General features: G+C 49.1%; 21 protein-coding genes. 9 read left to right on the forward strand and 12 right to left on the reverse strand.

From position 1 onward, the window contains the following. The first annotated feature begins 326 nt into the window (after nt 1-326). The 4 genes from pgsB to ACSZLD_RS06835 all read left to right on the forward strand — a co-directional run bounded on the left by pgsB (nt 327) and on the right by ACSZLD_RS06835 (nt 5,281). Nucleotides 327-1,580: a poly-gamma-glutamate synthase PgsB gene (gene pgsB / locus ACSZLD_RS06820; protein WP_246238235.1), complete on the forward strand. Its 1,254-nt coding sequence runs from the start codon at nt 327-329 to the stop codon at nt 1,578-1,580. Between the two features lie 84 nt (nt 1,581-1,664). After that, nucleotides 1,665-2,114, forward strand: a complete 450-nt coding sequence (gene pgsC / locus ACSZLD_RS06825) for a poly-gamma-glutamate biosynthesis protein PgsC (RefSeq protein ID WP_168008011.1) — start codon at nt 1,665-1,667, stop codon at nt 2,112-2,114. An 18-nt stretch (nt 2,115-2,132) separates the two neighbouring features. Further along, complete coding sequence (locus ACSZLD_RS06830; RefSeq protein ID WP_377908777.1) at nt 2,133-3,398, forward strand: CapA family protein; 1,266 nt, start codon at nt 2,133-2,135, stop codon at nt 3,396-3,398. Then, a complete protein-coding gene (locus ACSZLD_RS06835) occupies nt 3,395-5,281 on the forward strand; it encodes a gamma-glutamyltransferase family protein (protein WP_377908776.1) in 1,887 nt (628 codons plus the stop codon). Before ACSZLD_RS06830 ends, ACSZLD_RS06835 begins: the two co-directional genes overlap by 4 nt. Nucleotides 5,282-5,333: 52 nt before the next feature. Here ACSZLD_RS06835 and ACSZLD_RS06840 read toward each other — a convergent pair whose 3' ends face one another. From ACSZLD_RS06840 to ACSZLD_RS06860, 5 genes are all read right to left on the reverse strand, one after another. After that, nucleotides 5,334-6,650, reverse strand: a complete 1,317-nt coding sequence (locus tag ACSZLD_RS06840; RefSeq protein WP_444684694.1) for an endo-1,4-beta-xylanase — start codon at nt 6,648-6,650, stop codon at nt 5,334-5,336. A gap of 402 nt (nt 6,651-7,052) precedes the next feature. Beyond that, nucleotides 7,053-8,015: an NAD(P)/FAD-dependent oxidoreductase gene (locus ACSZLD_RS06845; RefSeq protein WP_444684695.1), complete on the reverse strand. Its 963-nt coding sequence runs from the start codon at nt 8,013-8,015 to the stop codon at nt 7,053-7,055. 490 nt (nt 8,016-8,505) lie between these two features. Further along, nucleotides 8,506-8,682: a hypothetical protein gene (locus tag ACSZLD_RS06850; RefSeq protein WP_444684696.1), complete on the reverse strand. Its 177-nt coding sequence runs from the start codon at nt 8,680-8,682 to the stop codon at nt 8,506-8,508. An 18-nt stretch (nt 8,683-8,700) separates the two neighbouring features. Further along, the gene (locus tag ACSZLD_RS06855) at nt 8,701-9,042 is read right to left on the reverse strand and encodes a hypothetical protein (protein ID WP_444684697.1); all 342 of its coding nucleotides are present in this window, start codon (nt 9,040-9,042) and stop codon (nt 8,701-8,703) included. After that, nucleotides 9,039-9,188: a hypothetical protein gene (locus tag ACSZLD_RS06860; protein WP_377908771.1), complete on the reverse strand. Its 150-nt coding sequence runs from the start codon at nt 9,186-9,188 to the stop codon at nt 9,039-9,041. The genes ACSZLD_RS06855 and ACSZLD_RS06860 overlap by 4 nt, the downstream gene beginning before the upstream one ends. Nucleotides 9,189-9,284: 96 nt before the next feature. Here ACSZLD_RS06860 and ACSZLD_RS06865 point away from each other — a divergent pair, with 96 nt between their 5' ends. Together ACSZLD_RS06865 and ACSZLD_RS06870 are read left to right on the forward strand one after the other, a co-directional pair. Next, the gene (locus ACSZLD_RS06865) at nt 9,285-10,445 is read left to right on the forward strand and encodes a MalY/PatB family protein (protein ID WP_444684698.1); all 1,161 of its coding nucleotides are present in this window, start codon (nt 9,285-9,287) and stop codon (nt 10,443-10,445) included. Between the two features lie 15 nt (nt 10,446-10,460). Then, nucleotides 10,461-11,258 (forward strand): YihY/virulence factor BrkB family protein, encoded by a 798-nt coding sequence (locus ACSZLD_RS06870; RefSeq protein WP_444684699.1) that lies wholly within the window; start codon nt 10,461-10,463, stop codon nt 11,256-11,258. A gap of 63 nt (nt 11,259-11,321) precedes the next feature. Here the strand turns inward: ACSZLD_RS06870 and trhA are convergent, their stop codons facing one another. Beyond that, a complete protein-coding gene (trhA, locus tag ACSZLD_RS06875) occupies nt 11,322-11,960 on the reverse strand; it encodes a PAQR family membrane homeostasis protein TrhA (RefSeq protein WP_444684700.1) in 639 nt (212 codons plus the stop codon). A gap of 161 nt (nt 11,961-12,121) precedes the next feature. Here trhA and ACSZLD_RS06880 point away from each other — a divergent pair, with 161 nt between their 5' ends. Continuing rightward, entirely contained in the window at nt 12,122-12,667 is a 546-nt protein-coding gene (locus ACSZLD_RS06880; RefSeq protein ID WP_444684701.1) for a DUF1836 domain-containing protein, read from the forward strand. A 123-nt stretch (nt 12,668-12,790) separates the two neighbouring features. Further along, nucleotides 12,791-13,135: a YflT domain-containing protein gene (locus ACSZLD_RS06885; RefSeq protein WP_377908766.1), complete on the forward strand. Its 345-nt coding sequence runs from the start codon at nt 12,791-12,793 to the stop codon at nt 13,133-13,135. Nucleotides 13,136-13,186: 51 nt separating this feature from the next. On the opposite strand, the gene ACSZLD_RS06890 is transcribed toward ACSZLD_RS06885, so the two are convergent. From ACSZLD_RS06890 to ACSZLD_RS06900, 3 genes are all read right to left on the reverse strand, one after another. Next, nucleotides 13,187-13,792 carry a trimeric intracellular cation channel family protein gene (locus tag ACSZLD_RS06890; protein ID WP_377908765.1) on the reverse strand — a complete coding sequence of 202 codons (606 nt, stop codon included), beginning with the start codon at nt 13,790-13,792 and terminating at the stop codon, nt 13,187-13,189. Between the two features lie 75 nt (nt 13,793-13,867). Next, entirely contained in the window at nt 13,868-15,241 is a 1,374-nt protein-coding gene (locus ACSZLD_RS06895) for an amidohydrolase family protein (RefSeq protein ID WP_444684702.1), read from the reverse strand. 90 nt (nt 15,242-15,331) lie between these two features. Further along, on the reverse strand, nt 15,332-15,841 hold the full coding sequence (locus ACSZLD_RS06900; RefSeq protein WP_377908763.1) for a type 1 glutamine amidotransferase domain-containing protein: 510 nt from the start codon (nt 15,839-15,841) through the stop codon (nt 15,332-15,334). 293 nt (nt 15,842-16,134) lie between these two features. Here ACSZLD_RS06900 and ACSZLD_RS06905 point away from each other — a divergent pair, with 293 nt between their 5' ends. Further along, on the forward strand, nt 16,135-16,539 hold the full coding sequence (locus tag ACSZLD_RS06905; RefSeq protein WP_444684703.1) for a VOC family protein: 405 nt from the start codon (nt 16,135-16,137) through the stop codon (nt 16,537-16,539). Between the two features lie 47 nt (nt 16,540-16,586). Here the strand turns inward: ACSZLD_RS06905 and ACSZLD_RS06910 are convergent, their stop codons facing one another. The 3 genes from ACSZLD_RS06910 to ACSZLD_RS06920 form a co-directional block, all read right to left on the reverse strand. Beyond that, nucleotides 16,587-17,990, reverse strand: a complete 1,404-nt coding sequence (locus ACSZLD_RS06910) for a Glu/Leu/Phe/Val family dehydrogenase (RefSeq protein ID WP_377908761.1) — start codon at nt 17,988-17,990, stop codon at nt 16,587-16,589. Between the two features lie 922 nt (nt 17,991-18,912). Further along, the gene (locus tag ACSZLD_RS06915; RefSeq protein ID WP_377908760.1) at nt 18,913-19,479 is read right to left on the reverse strand and encodes a non-oxidative hydroxyarylic acid decarboxylases subunit B; all 567 of its coding nucleotides are present in this window, start codon (nt 19,477-19,479) and stop codon (nt 18,913-18,915) included. A gap of 15 nt (nt 19,480-19,494) precedes the next feature. Next, the gene (locus ACSZLD_RS06920; protein WP_444684704.1) at nt 19,495-20,508 is read right to left on the reverse strand and encodes a YndJ family transporter; all 1,014 of its coding nucleotides are present in this window, start codon (nt 20,506-20,508) and stop codon (nt 19,495-19,497) included. Between the last annotated feature and the right edge of the window lie 18 nt (nt 20,509-20,526).

Below are 20,526 nucleotides of genomic sequence, written 5' to 3' on the forward strand. Positions count from 1 at the left end.
CGACGAAATAATAGATTTTTCATTAGGATTCCTGTATAAGTGTATCAGGTACAGCGTATAATAGAAATGCTTGAAGCTTACTCCCGCCTGCCTCATGGTAAATATTTCATGTGAATTCAGCGGTTAGGGGCATGCTTTCAAGGGAATAGTTCTAAGGATAGTGTCTTTTCCGTTCTATTTTCCAGTCTGACACAGCTGACGTCCTTACTATAAGAAACTTTCTCTGTTGAGTGAAACATAACAGGATGGTTGGCGTTCTTATAATTGGGGAACGTCCGCTTACTGGACAGAACAGAAGGTGCAAGTTATTTCAGGAGGTAGCAGGAATGGCCGAATTAATGTATCTCGGAGTCATTGCAGCAGTCATTTTTTACATTGGCATCAAGGAACGCCGAAAAATGGATCGGCAGCTGCAAAAGATTCCGACACGAATTCTTGTAAATGGAATTCGAGGAAAATCAACCGTCACCCGACTCTTAATGGGAATCGCGAAAGAAGATGGACAGCGAACTGCTGGTAAAACAACCGGCACCTCTCCCCGTTTGTTTTACTGGGATTCTGAAGAGGAAGAACCGATTATGCGGAGCCTGCAGGGTGCTAACATTTCTGAGCAGAAAATCATCAATGATCAAGTAGCTGACCGCAACGTTTCCACGTTTGTTGCAGAGTGTATGGCAGTTAACCCGGAGTATCAGAAGGTATTCGAAGACCGATTTGTTCGTCCGCACATTACGGTTATCACGAATATTGTGGAAGATCATCTTGATGTCATGGGTCCTACCCTCGATCAGATTGCTGAAGCCTTTTCCCGTACGATTCCGAAAAACGGATATGTCGTCATGCCGGAAACAGACTATAATGATTTTTTTGAGGATATCGCAGAAAACCGCGGCTCTGAAGTGGTCTACTATTCTACGAAGGGCATTGATGAGTCGTACTTGAAGAAATTCCCTTACATGATGTTTGCGGAAAATGCGGCGATTGGTTTAGCCGTTGCCGGCATTCTTGGAATAGACCGTGACACAGCGATGCGGGGGATGCTGAATGCACCGGTAGATCCGGGTGCGATGAAAATTCATTCCTTCGGTACAGCATCTGAACCGAGCTATTTCTTTAATGGTTTCGCTGCAAATGATGCTACTTCCACGCGGAATATATGGAATAAAATTCTTGCCTCTGGCTACCGTCACAGGCACAAGGCAGTTATCATGAATTGCCGGGATGACCGTGTTGACAGAACGATTCAGTTTGCTGAAGAAGTGCTTCCCGAGCTGAAAATGGACACATTGATCGTAGCTGGTAAAGCCGTCCAGCCCATTGTCCGCGCTTATGAGGAAGGCAGCATCCAGGTGAATAAGCTGATTAACCTGGAAAAAGCAGACACAGAGGAAGTTATTGATGAACTGAAAAAGCTCCCGGATGAGACGCTGCTCTATGGGATTGGAAATATTCACGGCGGCGGTCAGGAAATTGCTGACGCCATGGAAGAACTCGGTGCCGAACGGAAAGATCCTGGCAAGCAGTCAGGTGCAGCTTACTTTCCGAAACGACGGGACCGCGTATTGGCCGAGCAGCATTAATCGGCAAGTCGTGGAAGGCTGTTCTTTTACGGGGCAGCCTTCTCGGCATGCATATTTCACTTATTTTAAAGGAGTTGGCTGAGCTTGTTTGGTACGGATTTATACATTGCGATTGTTGTCGGGGTTTTGCTATCCCTTCTTTATGCAGAGAAAACAGGAATTGTTCCTGCAGGACTTGTTGTACCGGGCTATCTGGCCCTCGTATTTGATCAGATTATGTACTTAGTGATTGTTGCCGCAATCAGTCTGCTTACATATTTAATCGTCACGCAGGTGATCGGACGCATGACAGTTTTATACGGCAGACGAAAGTTTGGTGCGATGCTGACGGTAGGGATTTTATTAAAAATGGCCGTTGACTTTTCTTATCCGCTTGTCGGGTTCGAGATATTTGAGCTCCGGGGCATAGGTGTTATCGTGCCGGGGCTGATAGCAAATTCTATTCAAAAGCAGGGCGTTCTGCCCACCTTCTCGTCCACCTTTGTCATAGCCTTTGCTACCTTTGTTATTATCACAGTGTTTCATTTATTTTAAAGCAGGTGAGAATAGTTTATGGAAAGAAAGTTTACCTTTCAGGAGCGCATGAAGCTGCTCCAAATCAAACATAAAAAAACAGCCCTGCGTGATTCCCTCATTGCCATGGCTGTCATCTCTGTCCCCCTATTTGGGTACAGCTGGTTCATTCCTGCTGAGGAAGCAGAGGATACGAGACCGGATAACGTTGATTACCGCATATCCATGGTCGGAGACATGATGATGGGCCGGCACGTGCTGGAGGCCGCAAACCAGGCAAATGAACCAATTGATCGCGTATTTGACTACGTGACACCGTTCTTTCACGAATCTGACTACACAACGGGAAATTTTGAGAATCCGGTGATGGACCCCGATGATCCGGAAATTGCCCCGCAAATAGAAGACGCCGAGCTTCACAATAAGGATATTCATTTCTTTGCGGAGCCGGACTCCGTTGATGCCTTGATCGATGCCGGCTTTGATTCTGTGAACTTGGCGAACAACCATATGCTCGACTACGGTGACTTATCATTAAATCAAACGCTTGACCACATGCGCGATGCAGATATTGAGTTGGTTGGCATTGGGGATGCTTTGAACATTGATGAAGAGGATACAGGGGATCTCGATGCTTCACGCATTGAAACATTTGAAAATGAAGACGGCGTCCGCTTTGGCATTATCGGTTTCACCGACGTTTTCGTACAAGGCTTCAGCGCCTCTGATTACGTCGGCGGGGTCTTTACATCTGAATATGTCGGACTGACCATCCTGCGGGAACAGCTGCAGGAGGCAAAACTTCCTGAAGAAGACGGCGGTCTTGGCATTGATGTGATGATGGTGCACGTGCACTGGGGCGATGAGTATCAGGTAGGCTACAACGAGACCCAGGAAGCGCTGGCCCAGTTTATGAACAACTACGGCGCCGATATTATCATCGGTCACCACAGCCACGTGCTGGAGCCGTTAACAGTTGTTGAAAATAACGATGGCCACCGCACGTTTGTGATGAACAGCCTCGGGAACTTTGTATTTGACCAGGGCTGGTCCCGTACGAAGGAATCGGTCATTGCCCAGCTCGACTTTCTGGATGACGGCTCAACGGAAATGTCCTTTGTGCCGATCCGGATTGGAGATACAAAACCGTATGAAACGGCCGGACCGTTAAAAAGCTATCACGATTTCCGCATTTTCCGTACGCTGCGTAAAGAACTTGATTCCGACTTGTGGACAGTCGAGGATGGCCGCCTCAAGGTGGATCTGGACGCTGCTGGAGTGCTTGAAGGAGTTGGACCATCATGAATTACAAACCATATCTCCGCTGGACCTATGCAGCAGCATCCGTCATTTTTGTAGGACTCGTCGCATGGAACCTTTATTTTGCGGACGAATTCGATCCGTTCCGCGAACCATACTCCGGTGCCTTTCAGGATCGGCAGACAGACTCTGTTGAGGTATCCGGAAGCAATGAGACTGAAGAGCCGAACAATGAACAGAACACTTCGAATACAAATCATTCAGAAGAAACGCAGCCGTCAATCGGCGTGTACGGCGTCAGCTCCGTACATCCTCTCGCTGCAGATGTTGGTATGGAAGTTATGGAAAACGGCGGGAATGCAGTTGATGCCGCCGTTGCGATCTCCTTCATGCTGAACGTCGTCGAGCCATACGGCTCCGGGATTGGCGGAGGTGGGCTTATGCTCGTCCACGATCCCGAAGAAGGCATTTTGAGCTACGATTACCGGGAGGCTGCCGCTGAAAGTATTGACGTGGACATGGTAGAGAACAGCGAAGGTACGCCGCGAGGCATCGCTGTGCCAGGCCTCGTAAAAGGGATGGAAATGATCCATGAGAACCATTCTGAGCTATCGTGGGAGGAACTGCTTGATCCCGCGATCGAAACAGCCCGTGAAGGCTTTGACGTTGGAAACGTGCTCAATCAAACGACTGGTAACGCGGCTCGCCGCCTGAATACGCTCACGCCTGATGAACGGGAAATCTTTTTCCCGGGCGGTCAGCCGTTCGAAGTAAACTCCACGCTCGTTCAGGATGAACTTGCAAATACCCTGGAAACGATTCAGGCAGAAGGAGCGGACGGGTTCTATACCGGCGAGATTGCGGAAGCAATCGTCGCAGAAATGGAACGCGTTATCGATAACCCGGATTTTGGAGCCAACAATAGTTCTCCCTTTGAGCTGAGCGATTTAGCAAATTATGAAGCACAGGAAAACGATCCGGTTTCAGCTGAGGTTGGCGAACAGGTCGTTCACGGCGGTGCATCCCCATCTTCCGGTGCTGTAGTTGTACAGGCGCTTCAGATGGCTGAGCGCATTGCAGAAGAAAGTGACGTGACACTTGAGGAGTTGGCCAGCGAACCCGAGCATGCAGCTGCCTACACGCACATGATTAATGAAATCACGCGTATCACGTATGCAAGCAGACTTGATACGCTTGGTGATCCGGCCTATACAAATGTCGACAACGATCAGCTGACAGCTGACAGCTACATCGATACGCTCGTCGACAATTTCTCTGCAGAAGAGATCGGCGAAACTGATACAGACTTGTTTGACACTCCTTCTGAGACAGCGGATGCCCGGCATACGACTCATTTTGTCATTGTTGACTCCGATGGTCGGATGGTATCTGCAACGCACTCTCTTGGGGAGTTTTACGGATCTGGTATATACACGAACGGCTTTTTCTTAAACAACCAGGTAGATAACTTCAGCTTCGATGAGGAATCTCCTAACTATTATGAGGCAGGTAAACGTCCGCGTACGTTTGTTGCACCGATGATCTTTGAAGAGCAGGGACGTCCTGTTCTCGGAATGGGCTCACCTGGCGGACGTCGTATTCCCGCTATGGTGCTGCAGACGATTATGCGCTACCAGCACGGAGTAAATGACGACGGTGAATCGATGTCTCTGCAGGAAGCGATTGAACATCCTCGCTTCTATAATGAAGATAACGTCATTTATGTAGAGGATACCGATTTTGATCCGGAAGCGGTTCAGGAGCTGCAGGCAATGAACTACTCTGTTGTTGAGCACACCTCCCCACTTTTCTACGGCGGCATTCAAGGCCTTGGCCTGACGCTTGATGAAGATGGAAATGTGTCCGGCATGTACGGCGGCGGTGACCCGCGCCGTAACGGTTCATGGCAGATCGAATCAGCTGAATAACTTGTTAAAAGAAGCACAGTCCGCAACGACGGACTGTGCTTTTAATTTATGCTTATGCGCGTGATTCTTCTGTTTTTCTCGGTTTAAGAAGAATGACGCCCACGGCAGCTGCAACAAGCCCCAGCAATCCATACAGCGGCATATTAGTCGCTGTAGCTGGCAGCTCATCTCCGTGTTCTACCACGTCTACTGGTTCAACGCCTGCTTCCATTTCTGCTTCTGTCGCCGGTTCATCGCTCATCATTGCCCAGTATGCAGGCTTCACGTTTTTGTCGACATCAAATACAAATGGAGCGTCTTTTCCGATGCCGTCATTAAACTCCTCCGCACGATCATCAAGCCACGTATGGTCATCTGCAATGCCCCAGAACGTCACGTTCGTGATCATCTCATCCAGCGACTCGTAAAGCGTGAAGAGCTGATGATACCGCTCCGCCTGAACCTCAAACGCCTCATCCGGAATATCAGCGTACGTATCAAACGCCGGGGTCGGCGGATAGCCGTAAAGACTGACATCTAATTCCGTGATATGCGTTTCAAGCCCAAGGCCATCGAACAAGCGGATCGACTCTTCAATTTCTTCAAGCGTCGGCCAGTCAAGCTGAATATGAGACTGATGGCCGATGCCGTCAATTGGTACTCCCTCATCGAGAAGTTCCTCCACGAGGGCATATAAATCGTCGCGCTTCGGATTGATTTCTGTATTGTAATCATTGATAAACAGCTTCGCATCTTCCCCGCCGTATTCACGAGCGGTATGGAATGCACGCTTAATGTATTCGTCTCCGGTGATTTGATACCACTCTGATTCGCGTAATCCGCCTTCATCATCAATGACTTCATTCACCACGTCCCAAGCATCTATGTCATCTTTGTATCGCTCAACTACTGTGCTAACATGCGTTTCCAGCCTCTCCAGCAGCAGTTCTTTATTTGCTTCCTGCTGATCCGGATCTTCTTCGTCTACCATTTCATTGCCTTCTTCATCGATAAAAAACCACTCTGGAACCTGACTGTGCCAGATGAGTGTATGATACCTGAGATCCAGATCATGCTCATTAGCAAATGCGACCAGCTGGTCTGCTTCATCCCAGTAGAACTCCCCTTCTTCAGGCTGTATATAAAGCGGCTTCATCACATTTTCTGCGACTACACTTCCATAATGGTGCTTCAATATATCTCCATGCTCACCTTCCAGCTGATAAAGCTCTACGGCTGCACCAATATCAAAAGAGTCTGCAAACCGTTCCTGCATGGAGTCTGCATCGAGCGCATGAGGACTGTGGCTGTCGGCAAATGCTGTTGCTCCAAATGGTGCCGTAAGCGATAAAGCGGCTACAGCTGCGATCGTTCGTTTTACCTGTCTCAAAAAACCCTCTCCTTTTATGAGATGCTGAGTTTGTTATTCATGTGCTGTTTGTTGATCACACCTTCTGCTTTTCACCAGCCTTCCCGGATCATGACAGCGCTATCATTCTCTTTCAGCATACGCACGAAAGTTAGTAAGTTCAATGAATTAACTAAAATTTCAGAAATAGTGTAAGTATCTCCTATTTTTTTGCTGTCCAATCGACCTATTATTGATATAAATTGGAATCGACCCGCTGTGTCTTCCGGTACTTCTTTTTCGACACGCTGCATTATACAGATGTGCACGTTCAGATTGGGGCCAATCAACGTCCCGCATGAAAGAAAATCGCTTTACAAAAAAGCCTGTCAGTTGTCTGACAGGCCGAAGATGCTGCTCGGTTCGTGAATACAGTTGCTATAGTTAACCATGCTGTTTGATGAGTGCCTCGGCAGCTGCAATGCCGGAAAGCACGGCGCTTTCAACACGGGTTCTTCCACTTGCATCATCTCTGTGTAAAAAGGCGTCTCCCGCAAAGTACAGCGGCAGTGACTCTGCCTGCAGCCATGCACCTGCGTGTGTCTGTTCTGCTTCTGAATAGCGCCAGCGTTTAACCTGCAAGTCCTTTACTTCAAGCTGTTTCCATTCAGCGAGTGAGTTATTGAGCGCTTCGGCTGCCTTCTCATCCGGTTCATCCAGGTAGCGCCTGCTCCAGTCTGCTGTCATGTAAACAGATAAAATCGGTTCAGACGTCAGTCCTTTTTGATCGGCGGCAATGATTTTCTCAATCCCTTCAGGTAAATCCCGGTCCAACATTCCATGTGAACCGGCTTCTGCCGGCTGCTTTAGCGTCACCAGTCCAACAATGGCAGGGCGGAAGGTTAACGTTTCCAACGTTTTCACCGTTTCTTTGGTGCCCGGAATAGCAGAACGGTGCATGAGCTCTGCGGTCTGCGGAGGGGGGAACGTGACGATTCCGGCATCTGCCGGGAAAATGCTGCCGGAATCTGCTGCGAGCAGAATACTGTCCGCCTCCGCTTCCATTCGGACAATCTTTTCTTCCAAGTGGAGGTCAAAAGCAGAAGCCATCTGCTTTACTAACGTATTCATTCCGTCAGGTGCCATGTATCGCGGATGGTCGTCACCAAACCACTTTTTAACCTGGCCTCGCTCAAGCCAGCGGTCCACTTCCTTCTGAAAGATTTCTGTCCGGACTGTAAAAAACTGAGCTCCATGATCGGCCCTGCCCTGCCCAATTCGTCTCGTTGCCATCCGGCCGCCGGCACTTCTGCCTTTATCGATTAAAAACGGTTCGTGACCAGCAGCGGCAAGTGTCTGTGCTGCGAACACGCCTGCCAGTCCTGCTCCAGCTATTGCAATTTGCATTCGACTATCACCCTTTGCTAAACGACTTAATCTTATCGACAGCCTTATTGTAGCACGCCTACCGCCAAAACCCCCGTTGTTTGCTGTTCAAGCAGCATGACCATTTCGTCTGCTGAAAAAAACCAAAAAGTATGTTTTGCTTTTTCTCATAGCGGGTATTGTAAAGTAGCTCCACTTTATAAGAGACTCAGCCTCGTCATTCCGTGTGAATAGATCGTGTACGAATTTTGTTTGTACTGCGATAATGGATAAGGCGCTGAGTAATCTAACGTGATACCACGGAATAACACTCTGCGGATCCGTTCCAACGATGAGAATCGACGGAAAAGCCTATGTTGAGCCGGGAAGCAGGAAAGCAGAGACGGTTGGGTCCCTTATGAAGTGGAACAGAAGAAGGCTGGTTTTCCAGTCTTCTTCTTTTTGTCTTTTTAATCTCCTGGGGCGGCATCGGATCATCTGACGGCTGACTATCCACAAAAGAGCCCTTCCCTCAGGAAGAGCTCTTTTCTTCTGCATTGTTTTTTCGCCTCGAAACGATTTGAACGATAAAGGCCGCAAATGCCAGGGCAATGGCCCCGTAGACAAATCCCTGAGAGCCGAACAGAACAGCTGGAACGATGCACATCAGCGCAAGCACTGCGAGTACCCCTTGTAAAGCTTGAAGCACCAGACTTCCCTCCCTGTCTTAAAGAATAATCATAAACAAAATAATATACGATGCTGTAATAGCAGCAACCCCGATGCCGATCAGCCTGCGTGTCCAGGCTTGTGACAAGGGCTCCCGGGCAGGAAGCTGCAGTTTTGAACGCGGGAGCAGTCTGTTTCGGTAATAAACGGTAATCAGAGCAAGTACGCCGCCTGTCTGCAGCAGGAAAAAGACGGTGAACAGCCCACTCGCTTCCAGCGCCTCCATACCTCCAGCTGCTTCAAGCAGCAGGGCATTAACCACGCTGTAGATGAGCAGTGCCACAAACATGACGCCCGCAAGCTTTGTCAGCTCCCATACCCAGATGCCAGCTTTTTTCATTTCGTTTTCCTCCTGTGAAGCTCATCGCGGAGTTCCTGCGTTTGCTTTTCGAGCTTTTGCAGCTTTTGCTTTTCCTTCAGCACCGCTGCTGTAAGCAGAATAAGGACGGCGACTACAGCTGTGATGCCGATCCATGTCCAGATCATCCTAACACCTCCGCCACACGTATTGTAGCATAGAATGCACAGCACGGGTCAGCAACCAGCCGATTCTGTATAATGAAAACAGAAGGAGGAATGATGATGAATTATTTTCAGGAATTTATCGACCGTCGCGAGACGTATTCCGTAAAGTGGGATAAAGTAAAGCAGCTTTATCATGCAGAAAATGAACTGCTGCCAATGTGGGTGGCTGACATGGATTTTCACCCTCCCGAATCTGTCAGGCAGGCCGTGAGCGAGCGTGCTGGCCATGGACTATTTGGGTATACATACATTGCCGACAGCGTAAAGCAGGCGATTGTGGACTGGATGCAGCGGCGCATGGATTGGACGATTCAACCGGAATGGATCCAGTTCAGTCACGGCGTCGTTCCATCGATCGGTAAGGCTGTACAGGCGCTAACAGAGCGTGGAGACGGTGTTCTCCTGCAGTCCCCGGTCTATCCGCCGTTCTTCTCTATGATAAAAGATAACGATAGAACCGTTATTGATTCTCCTCTCGTAGAATCCGGAGGAACGTATACGATTGATTTTGACGATTTTGAAGAAAAGCTGAAGCAGTCGCGCATGTTTTTAATGTGCTCGCCGCACAATCCTGTCGGCCGGGTCTGGTCGCACTATGAGCTGACCCGGATCGCAGAGTTATGCGAGAAGCATGATGTCATCATTGTCTCTGACGAAATACATGGTGATCTCGTTTTTGGTCCATATAAACAAATTCCGACCGCTTCGATCGCCGGAGCCTCTGCACGCACCATCACGCTCGCAGCGCCGAGTAAAACGTTTAATCTGGCGGGACTGCAGGCCTCCTTTATCGTGACGGAAAACGAATCGTTTCGAAAAAAAATGGAGCAGATCGATAAGAAAAATGGATTTTTCACGTTGAACACGTTCGGTATTCTTGCGATGGAAGCTGCCTATGAAAAGGGAGAACGGTGGCTGGAAGAGCTGCTTGATTATCTCCAGGACAATATGAAGCTCGTTGATTCCTATCTGCAGGCGGAGCTACCGGACTTAAGACTCGTTCCGGCTGAAGCAACCTATCTCATGTGGATTGACTGCCGCAAAACCGGTCTGTCCGATGCTGAAATAAACAAAGCGTTAAAGGAGAAGGGACGGCTTGCCCTGAATCCTGGTAAAAGCTTCGGGGAAGCCGGATCCGGCTTTGTCCGCATGAATATCGCCTGTCCGCGGGATACAGTCAAGGAAGGCTTAAAGCGTCTGAAAAAGGCGTTTGCTTAGAAAGGAGCGGTTCACATGAAGGAATTCTGGCGCAGATTTCAAGATCATCAGCTGATAAATCTCGGTGCGCAGTGCGCCTATTTCCTGCTCCTGTCACTGTTTCCCTTCCTGCTTGTTGTGATCGCTTTTTTATCCTACCTGCCGTTTCGGCCCTCTGACGTGTTTTTGCTGCTTCAGAATGCTTATGTCCCTCCAGGAGCGCTTGAGGTCGTAGAGAGCCAGTGGAATGTGCTGACAGCAGATACGCAGCCTGCCCTTTTATCAGTTGGGGCGCTCTTGACGCTATGGACAGCTTCTCTTGCTCTGAACTCCATTATCAGCTCCTTAAATCTGGCTTACAACACGACGGAAACCCGCCCCTTTTTGAAGGAAAGAGGGATTGCCCTGCTCCTCACGATTGCTATGTTTTTTGTTATTATTGCAGCACTTGTTCTCCAAGTGGTCGGGGTGCATATACGGGACTGGCTGCAGCTTGAACTGATGCTGTTTAACATGGATCTCGTCCGCTGGAGTCTGACGTCCCTTATGCTCTTTGCTGTATTTATGCTGCTGTATTGGACTGGTCCAAGCCGAATGCTGCGGTTTCGGGATGTGTATATCGGTGCACTCACTGCAACTGTCGGATGGCAGGTAGCCTCGTACTTTTTTTCTGCGTTTGTATCGCGTTTTGCCGACTTCTCTGCTACTTACGGGACGATTGGAGCCGTCATTGCCCTGATGGTCTGGTTTCATCTCATTTCCCTTATCCTGCTTATCGGCGGAGAAATTAATGCCATGCGCAAGGAAAAAAACTTCGAAAAAGAAGCGGGATAAAGCAAGCCTTTCACAAAAGAACCCCTTTCCGGATAAGCGATTCGGAAAGGGGTTCTACTCGTTTTAAATCATGAGCAGATGTGCGACGGCAGCGATATGGGAAATCGTTCCGGCAAGCACAAACAGATGCCAGACGGCGTGATGGTATTTGAAGCCGCGCCACATATAAAAGACCGCGCCTCCGGTATACAATATTCCTCCAAGCACAAGCAGCTGCAGTCCGGCCGCCGGAAGCACAGCTGATATGCTGCTCCAGGCGAAAACAATCTGCCAGCCGAGAATAACATAGCCGAGCGTTGACAAAAACATGTATTTTTTAACAAAGAAGATTTTCAGCACCGTACCAAGCAGAGCAAAGCCCCAAACAATGCCGAAGAGCGCCCATCCGAGCCAGCCCTGTACGGCGATGAAGAGAAACGGTGTATAGGTGCCTGCTATAAAGAAATAAATGGAGGCATGGTCTGCGATTTCAAATATATCCTTCGCTCGCCCTTCCGGCAGAGCGTGCAGCAGCGTGGAAGATGTGTACAAAAGCAGCATAGACACGCCAAACAAGGCGAAGCTGACTACGTGTGCCGTCGTTCCATGCTCTACCGCGTAACCGGTGAGCAGAATTAAGGAAAGAAGGCTGATCACGATGCCGACCCCGTGTGTGGCGGCGTTAACCTTCTCCTCTTCTCTCGTAAATGTGAATGTACTCATTCGCAACCTCCATAAACCATAACGTAGTTTCGATAACTACATAATACCATGCCTCTATGATGAAATCCAGTTTTTCCTTTCGCTTTTTTTACCGTTTGGCCTGCTTCACGCAAAAGTAAGGTACAATAACACGTAGATGCAAACAGGAGGAGTGACGAACAATGTCATTGGGAAAACAAGTAGAGGCAATGATGCTGGACCGGCACGTACACGTTGAGCAGCTGCCGGATCTGGATTTGTATATGGACCAGGTCATTCAGCTGTTCGAACTTGCTTTTCAGGATTTAAAGCGGGATGAAAAAGAAAAAATCATGACGAAAACAATGATTAACAATTATGCCAAAGGGCACCTTCTGCTGCCTGCTAAAAACAAGCGGTATACGAAGGAGCATGTCATGATGATCAGCATGATTTACGAAATGAAAGGCGCGCTTTCTTTAAAGGATATTAAGAAGGTTCTCGACACAGCCGGCGTGACAGCACAGGAGCCTAAAAACGGAAGTGCTGCTTCGCTTTATCGCAGCTATTTGAACTGTGCAGATGAAAAAACAGAGCTCGTCCGCAGTGAGATGATTAAACAGGCAGCAGACATGGAGAAAAAAGAGGCAGATCCTTACGTGCAGCAGGTACTGTTGATTTTAAGCTTTATTCATCAAAGTAATTTATACCGGCGTGCTGCAGAAAAAATGATTGATTCCCTGTCATAGCAAGCTTCCCGGCAGTTTTTTACCTTTTCAGGTTTTAATTTCCTCTATTGATGGTATTAATACGAATAGGACGTCACCAGGATGTTCTTTACCATTAAAATTGAACTGGAGGAATGAATACGCATGAATCCACTTTACAAAGAGTTTTATAACGATCAGGAAGTAGTAGATGCTGTAACAGGAATTAAAGAAAAAGGTGTAAATGAAGATGATATTTACATTCTGACGCACGATGACGACCGCACGGAGCGTGTTGCTGATAATGCAGATGCAAATACGGTCAGCACTGGCGACATGGACTTCGGTACTGCGGCTAAAAATATTTTCCGTAAGCCCGGCGATGAGCTTCGCGCAAAGTTTGAGGAGCTTGGATTCTCCAAAGACATGGCCGGCGAGCTGGAAGAAAAGCTTGACCACGGAAAAGTAATTATTGTTGTCACGAATGCTCCGGACGGAATGGCGCTGTAAGCACCATCCCACTTATAAAAAGGCGCTGCGGATAATCCGCAGCGCCTTTTGTTATGCAGCTTTCTCCGGCTCCCGACTTGGGAGTGACCATTCGAAATAAACGGAGCACAGCCTCATGATGACGACGAGTGCAACGATACCAAGCACCTCTGCCCCGCCGGTAACCCAGTTCATGCCGATGACCACGCCTGGAATCAGCGTCCAGGCAATGTAAATATCCTTTTGCAAGAATAACGGTTTGCGGCCGGCCAGTATATCCCGGATCATGCCGCCTCCTGTTCCGGTGAGCGCTGCAGCTGCTATCGATGCGCTTAACGGCAGCCCCATCGATGCGGCAAAGAGTGCGCCCTGAGCAGAAAAGGCCCCAAGCCCAATCGCATCAAAGAAAACGCCTCTTCGCAGCAGCGTCCAGCGTACGAGCCGAGGAAACAGAAAAGCAAACGTCATGACGACGAACGCCACGGTAAAGAGCCAGCCCTGGTCCCACAGCGCAGAGACGGGGAGTCCGATCAGCAGATTGCGGACTGCACCTCCTCCAAACGCCGTAATAAAACCAAGTATATACACCCCCATCAGATCATACCGCTCTTCAAGCGCCACATTGACACCGCTCAGCGCGAAAGCAATCGTCCCGATGATATTTAAAGTTTCCCACATGGTAAAACGTCCTTCTTTCCAGATAATTTCAGCACAGCTCCATCTATTCTACGAGATGTCCTGTGCGCTGGCAAGCTAGATTTTTACCTTCCGGGCTAACTGCTCCGCACGCTGCTGCGCACGCTGAGCAGCAGCTGTTTCATCAGCATGCACTAGCTTACGCTGCTTCATCACGAAGCGGCCGTCCACGATTACATCTTCTACTTCCTCACCAGAAGCCGCATACACCAAATTCGGGGTAATGGTATCAACTGGTTTCGTCAATGCCGGTGTCAGGGCCGGCGTTTCTAAGTTAACAACGATCAAATCCGCTTTTTTACCGGTGCGCAGGCTTCCTATTTCATGGTCCAGTCCGTGGACTTCTGCTGCTCCCAGCGTCGCCATATGGAGAGCCTGCTGTGCGGGAAAGACTTTCGGATCGCGAGCCTTTACTTTATTGAGCACTGCTGCTGCTTTTATTTCCTGAAACATACTGCTGCTGTTGTTGCCCGGCGCTTGATCGGTCCCAATCGCAGCCTTGCCCCCGGCTTCCAAAAACGCCTGCACCGGCGGGACGATGCCATCGATAATGCCAATGCTGCCGGGACAGTGAATCATATTCACGCCTTTTGAAGCAGCGTAAGCGGTCTCCTCCTCGTCTGCCTCGGTCAAATGCACAGCTGTTAACCGCTCATTTAATAAACCTTGTTCCTCCAGAAAAGCAATCGACCGTTTACCGTACCGCTTTTCAAGCTGGTACAGCTCGCGGTCCCCCTGACAGACGTGCATATGCAGACGGATTCCTCGTTTATCTGCTTCAGCCTTTGTTTGCTGGAGCAACTCAAGGCTCATCATGTCAGGTCCCTGTGGTCCGAGCAGCACAGTGATGCGTCCATTCTCTGCACCGTGCCATTTATCATAAAGGTCTGTACCTGCAAGCAACCGGCGCTTTCCCGCTTCTCTGTCCAACGGATACAGCTCTGATACCGGCAGGTCTCCAATATCATCCGGCAGTTCGTTAATCATTTCTGCTGCATGAAAGCGGACACCGAGTGAGGCATTTTGTTCAAGCAGACTGTCCATTTTTCTGTCGTAATCAGCAAACGTTGTCGTGCCGGCGCGGATGCCTTCGATAATGTTCATATAGGACCCGGCGAGCCGATCTTCCATCGTCATGTATTTCATCCATGGCCAAATACCCTTCTGCATCCAGTGATCCATATCCTGAGCGACTCCGCGGATTACCGCATAGCTGGAATGAATATGAGCATCGATCAGTCCCGGCATGATCAGCTTCCCTCGTGCATCGATTATTTTGGCTGCTTCTACGGTCTGTCTCAATGCTTCACTCGTACCGACGCCTGCTATGCGATTATCCTTTACAGCTACTGCACCATCGACAATTATTTCTTCACCGGGTTCCATCGTCAATACGCGGGCCCCTACCCATATTCGATCTGCCTGTATCATCGAACTCCTCCTTTTTATACATAGCGAAACAGGCTTCAGAAAAGACGAATTCTGAAGCCTGTCTTGTATCAGGTACTATAGCAGCAGCTGTTATTGAAGCTGCGCTTTTGATTCACGGTTAAATGCTTCCAAATCATTCGGGGTGCGGCTTGTGACAAGGTTGCCACAGACGACCACTTCTTCGTCAAACAAATTCGCTCCAGCGTGACGCAGATCCATGTGAATGGATTTAAATCCGGTTACTTTGCGCCCTTGTAAAACATCAGCTGTAATAAGCAGCTGCGGCCCGTGGCAAATAGCAAAGACGGGTTTATCGTGAAGCATAAAATGCTTGGAAAACGTAACAAAATCTTCATTTCCCCGTAAAATATCCGGCGAGAACCCGCCTGGAATAAACAACGCATCATAGTCAGCGGGGTCAGCCTGATCAATGCCAAGGTCCACCTCTGCTGTAGCATCCCCGTTTTTACCGGTGACCTTTTTGCCCTTCTCATCGCCAATGACTGTTACCTCATGACCGTCCTTTTGGAAAGCTTCCAGCGGCGACGTGTACTCAGAATCCTCAAACATATCTGTCATCACACAAGCGATTTTACTCATAGATAACCTGCACTCCTTTACTTGTTTACTAGCCTATTTTTTACGCAGTCTCTGCACGAGCTGCCACGCTACAACAACTAACTGGACGATGGCGATCAGTCTTCTGAATTTAGCCATATCCTTCACCTTCTTTCCAAAATTGCTTACAGAAATGGTTTTACCCGTTATCCGACTTTGAGAAACGAAATAAGGTATTTTTTACAAATTTCCGCGTATTTCTGCTTGATTGTGCTATGGTAAGGGAACATGTAACTGCATGTAACGATAGATCAAGACCGATAGGAGTGAAGCAGATGATTAAAGGCATTGCACATACAGCGTTTGTTACTGGAAATATGGACAAATCACTTCAGTTTTACTGCGAAGATCTCGGACTCGAACACGCTTTTCAAATAAAAAACGATAAAGACGAACCGTGGATAGAGTATATAAAAGTCGCTCCTCGTCAATACATTGAGCTGTTTTATGGAGGCAGCGGCGTTTACGAGCCCCAGAAGCAGGAAATCGGGCCGCATCACTTTTGTCTGCTTGTGGACAGCGTGGATGACGTCGCAGAGCGCTTGAAAAGCCGGGGCCTTCACCTGGATACAGAGCCAAAAAGGGGTGTTGGACAAAACCGTCAGTGCTGGGTCCGGGACCCGGACGGCAACCGGATTGAATTTCTGGAGCCTGATGAAGATTCTCCGCACAACCGCTGAAGCTGCACCCTGCGTACCGGCCTTTACCGGACGAAGGGTGTTTTTTATCAGAATAACTTACCGTGCCGGTACAGCAGCGTAAAGAGCCGCTTCAATGCATGCATGTAGCACGTGTTCCGGATGCCTGACAGCCCTTCTCTAAAATAAGAGTCAAACACTTTTTCGCAGCTTTTCGACATATGATCGGTCATATCTTTAAGCACTTCTTCTTCAGAATACAAATAGGTGACGCGATCCTGCTTCCACTCGATATAGGAGACCATGACACCGCCGGCATTTGCAAGAACGTCAGGGATTACCACTTTTCCCTGCTCGTGCAAATAACGATCGGCCTCTTTATCAATAGGGGCGTTCGCTCCTTCAACGAAAATATCCGCGTGAATCAGTTCTTTGTTATCCGCCGTGATCTGATCCTCCACCGCTGCAAGGAATAACACATCCACTTTTTGATAGACAAGCTCTTCAGGAGGAAGAATGTCTGCTTTGACGCCGATGCGGCTCAGAAGCTCTTCTGACACCGGCAGTTCCCGATGCTTCTCCTGATATTTAATCAGCCGGTCAACGTCAAGTCCGCTTTCATTAACAAGCGTCACCTGATGATCGCTGACAGCGGTGATGCGGTGATTCAGCCTGCTGCAGCTGTCTGCCATCTGCGCGGCCACACTGCCTACGTTACCAAACCCTTGAACGGCTGCTGTAATCGGCTCGCCTGATTCATTTTTATTCCGTACTCTGTGCAGCGACCGAAGCTGCTGACGGTGAACGCCTTCAGGCACCTCTTCCTCTTTCACATTCGAGGCCCAGCTGTCAGCAAGCCACAGGTAGCTGTGATAAACACCTCTCCCGGTCGCTTCCCGTCTTCCCTGTGCTCCGCCATTCGCGACGCTTTTACCTGTAAAAGCTCCCATGTAGTTGTTACCTGGATGGATTGTTTTAAATTCGCCGACCATCCAGTCCATCGTTTCTTCATTTGTTCCCATGTCCGGAGCCGGAATATCGTGTGTCGGACCAATATCCGGTGCAAAGCGCTGGACGTACTTTTTGCTGATCATATTCAGTTCCCGCGTCGAATACTGGTTAGGTGAAACGACTACGCCTCCCTTTGCTCCGCCATAGGGTAGATCATGCAGAGCATTTTTCAGCGTCATGAGCACTGCCAGATTTTCTACTTCTTCTTCATTCACATGCTCGTTGAAACGGATTCCGCCTTTATAAAAACCGGCAATGTTATTGTGCTGTACGCGGTAAGCGGGGATGCGTTCAATCTCTCTGTTATCTCGCGATACCCGAATGTAGCTTTTAATCACTTTATCGGTTGTTGTCAGTATTTCGGTGCCGCTTTGGAAAAATCGTTCTCGTGCATCGCCGTTTTCCTCCGGCAGAAACGTATCATCCTCATAGAGCCGCTTCATCATATCCTTGATCAGCATTTGTGTATCCTTTACAGTCACTGCGTCCCATCCCCTTTCCAATATACGCCTTTCATAGGCTTATTATACTAGACATCTTCCCTGTTCAACCGCATTCAAACGTTACAGCGACACTAAAATTGCGCTGTTTTTTATGGACGACATAATCAGGCGCTCTCAACTGATATGCGGAGAAGGAAACAGGCTCCGCATACGTTTCGTTCAGGGTATGAAGCTGCTTTCTGTTTTTCCGATTAAAAATCCGCTCCTGATTTCAGGAGCGGTTTCCAGAGTGTCGATAAAGTCATTTTAGGTGAATAAGATTACATCTGCCTGTATCTGCGGACACTCGCTTTCCGGAGGGAACAGGCTCAGCTAATCGCTTCTTCCGTCGAAAGCGCTGGATCTTCGCCTCGTTCTGATCCAAGGTCCTTCGATGTCGGCAGCTGACAGTGCGTTTCACGTACCTGATTAGGCCTGCACGATCGGCTTCCGTACAGATAGAACCTTCCGGAAGAGACGTTTCGATATTGAATAGGGATGCCAGTCCTTCATCGAATTTATGATAAATGTAAAAAAAGTAGTCGCGTCTGCCTATCGTGACGTCGTTCTCCAACAAGCAGACCCGTTTTCCTGATGTGTCCGGCGGAGGCGCAACAAGCAGTCTGAAGATTTCGTGCCGTTCAGTTCTGTGAACGGCATCCACGCACGAGCGGAGCCGGATCGGCTCTTGAAGGCTTCTTGTGAGAAGCCTGTGTCCGAGTGAAGCCGCGCCATCCTCCCGAGTCATTCTCCCTGCTAAAAGGGGTCACCCTGAGAAATAGCTGAAGGCAAGCCCGCGGCAGGCTAGGTAAGCAGAGGGGAAAGACAACCAAACGAATAACATGTAAGTGGAAAGACTTTTCTAACAGCCTGAAAACCGCTCGTGATTTCAGGAGCGGTTTCGGTGAATAACAGGATAGATTTATTTTTCCAGCCAGCGTTTTGTAAGGTTGTTCGGAATATCCAGCTGATCGAGAAGCCTTGCTACCGTATGATCCACCATATCCATAATCGTCTCAGGCTGGTTGTAAAACGCCGGCATTGGAGGAACGATATGCACACCCATTCTGCTGAGCTTCAGCATATTTTCCAAATGGATATCATGCAGCGGTGTCTCCCTCGGTACAAGAATCAGCTTCCTGCGCTCTTTCATCACCACGTCAGCTGAGCGCGCAATCAGGTTATCGGCAAAACCGTGAGCAACCGCACTTAAGGTTTTCATGCTGCACGGTACGATGACCATCGCATCCGTCTGAAAGGATCCGCTGGAAATACGGGCAGCCTGGTTTTCAGGCGGATGCACGACGTCTGCCAGCTGCTTCACTTCTTCTGCTGTCCAGTCTGTTTCAATCCGGATCGTCTTTTCCGCCCATGAGCTGACGATCAGATGTGTTTCAATATCGTTCATTTGCTGAAGTGCCTGTAACAGACGGATACCGTATATTGGTCCGGTCGAGCCGGAAATGCCTACAATAATTCGTTTCGTCATACATGTCTTCCTTCCTTATAGTTCTTCATGATGCCCGGCCTCTTTTGGATTGACGATACCACTGCCGAGACGTTTTCGTTTAGGGAGTGATCCGAGCATATACCAGCCCAGCACACCAAACAGGGAAAAGCCAATCGCATTGACTGCACCATGCCAGACAAACATCATACTGTACGAAATAATGTCCACCTGAAACGTCACGCCGAACGCATACAGAAACGTGACGCCCATCGATACGAGCAGCGATGTACACGCAAGCAGCAGACACGCTCTCGTGCGAAGAGTCATCTTCGGCAGCAGCATCAGCCACCAGATGCTGAGCCAGTAAAGGAGTCCTGCATAAATCGTAACATAAACCAGCTCCAGCGGCGGACCTTGGATAACACCCAATGCAATCAATGGGGAACCGATCGCCGCACCGATTGCAAGAAACCGGTATGCCGTGCCGGTATCGCCGCGCAGCGACACGAGAAGCCGGCCGAAGGCCCCTGTTAATACAGGAATAACGACCGCCGAATAATGATAGTGCACCGTCGTCAGCGACATCGTCAGTTCATCATATGGAAGAACTTGATCAATTCCAGCCTGCCAAAGAATCAGCCAGATACCTCCGACCCCGGTAAAAAGCAGGCCAACATCAATAATCGTTTCCTCAGCCGGATAAAGCCCCCTGCGGTAGATTCTCCATGCGCCGCATAGCGCAACGACGAGCATGAACAAAAACCAGATGGATGCCAGCACGATCGACAGCACCAGCGGCTCAAACGTGACCGAGGCCAGACCGAAAATGCCTGCTAAAAAGGAGCGCTGGGAGAGCCAGCGCAATATGAACTCTGCTTTCATATTCGGCCGCTTCGGAACAGCGATATGCAGGAGAAGCGGAATCAATATGAGAAACGACAGCACGAGGGCAGCTGACACGATATCGACATCTGCTATGTACAGCCAAATTACAATAACTACGGCTCCAAGGCCTACGTTCAGTTTTGCGGTCATCGCGAATCCCTGCCCTTCTTCAACCCGTGCCATGCTTCCCCTTCCCTTTCC

It is taken from the genome of Alkalicoccus luteus, assembly GCF_052061695.1.
Classification (GTDB): domain Bacteria; phylum Bacillota; class Bacilli; order Bacillales; family Salisediminibacteriaceae; genus Alkalicoccus; species Alkalicoccus luteus.